At 45.9% G+C, this 1,105-nt stretch carries 1 protein-coding gene and 1 pseudogene; both read right to left on the bottom strand.

Annotated elements, in window-relative coordinates; genetic code table 11:
• The coding region (locus tag A3763_RS11155; RefSeq protein WP_068760029.1) for a hypothetical protein at positions 1 to 746 on the bottom strand (746 nt) is incomplete at its 3' end.
• Positions 747 to 916: 170 nt separating this feature from the next.
• A pseudogene (locus tag A3763_RS11150) lies at positions 917 to 1,105 on the bottom strand (ATP-binding protein); the annotation flags it as partial.

Here is a 1,105-nt window from a genome sequence, read left to right as displayed (position 1 = left end):
AACGTTCGTACTGGCATGCCTGCTCTTTCGGCCATCTGGGGAATATCAATATCTTCATGACACGAGGACTTTAACCACGCCTGAATCTCGATAATATCTTCATCTGCATGCGCGGCTCGTCCGACTGAAAACATAGGCAAGTCGTAGCTGCTGCCTACTTCATGGGCAAAATGGCGCTCCGCTAACTGACGTTTTTCCAAACCAAAGGCCTGGCCAATCAAGTGAAAGACCAAGTCTGACAGCGCGTTGATACTGCCAGCACAATAAATTCGGTTACCATAAGTAATGAAGTGCTGGCGTTTTAGTTCAACGTGAGGGTAACGCTTTTCAAATTTATCAAAAAAGAACCAGTGAGTCGTAGCAGGGGTCTTGTCTAAAAGGCCTGCTTCTGCCAAGAAATAGGCACCGGCCCCTGTGGCAATAAAGTTAGTCCCTTCCTCATAGCGCTGCCTTAACATCTCTGGCAACTTGGGATAACGTTTCAATAAATGTACCGGATCTCTCCAATTTGGTGGAATAAAGATCCAGTCCATATGACCAAGAGATTCAATACGCTCTTCGATATTTAAAGGAATATCGCCAGCAACCTGAGGCTGTTTATCTTCGAGCTTAACCATATGCAGCTCAAGCGGCCTGGATTCCCGCGCCATGCGCGCCATTGCATTAGCGGCCTTCAGAATTTCATAGGGCCTGGTTATCCCTGAAAAGAGTGCGCGGTCATAAACTAGAAACGCAGCTTTTATCATTAGCTATTCCTCAACTTCCCTTCAGCAGTTTCGCTCACTTCACCACGCATTCAAAAGTGGCTATTTATTTATGATGCGTAAGTTTAGGCCATCATCTTAGCCAATTTCATAAAGCGATGGAAGTCACAGCTGTACGCCATAAGCTTTAAAGACTTTTCTTTACATAGCACTCAGCTACCAGACTTTCTATCCAAACCCCGGTAAGCCAAAGCTTCACTTAAATGAAGCATTTGAATACTCTCACTTTCCTGTAAATCTGCCAAAGTACGCGCGACTTTAAGAATCCGGTGAGCCGCCCTTGCCGACAAAGCCATCCTATCCATGGCGGACTCCAGAAAAGTGCGCATATCGTCTTGCAT

It is taken from the genome of Oleiphilus sp. HI0128 (assembly GCF_001635365.1).
Note: the sequence above shows the minus strand (reverse complement) of the source record. Positions and strands in the feature narration are given on the sequence as shown.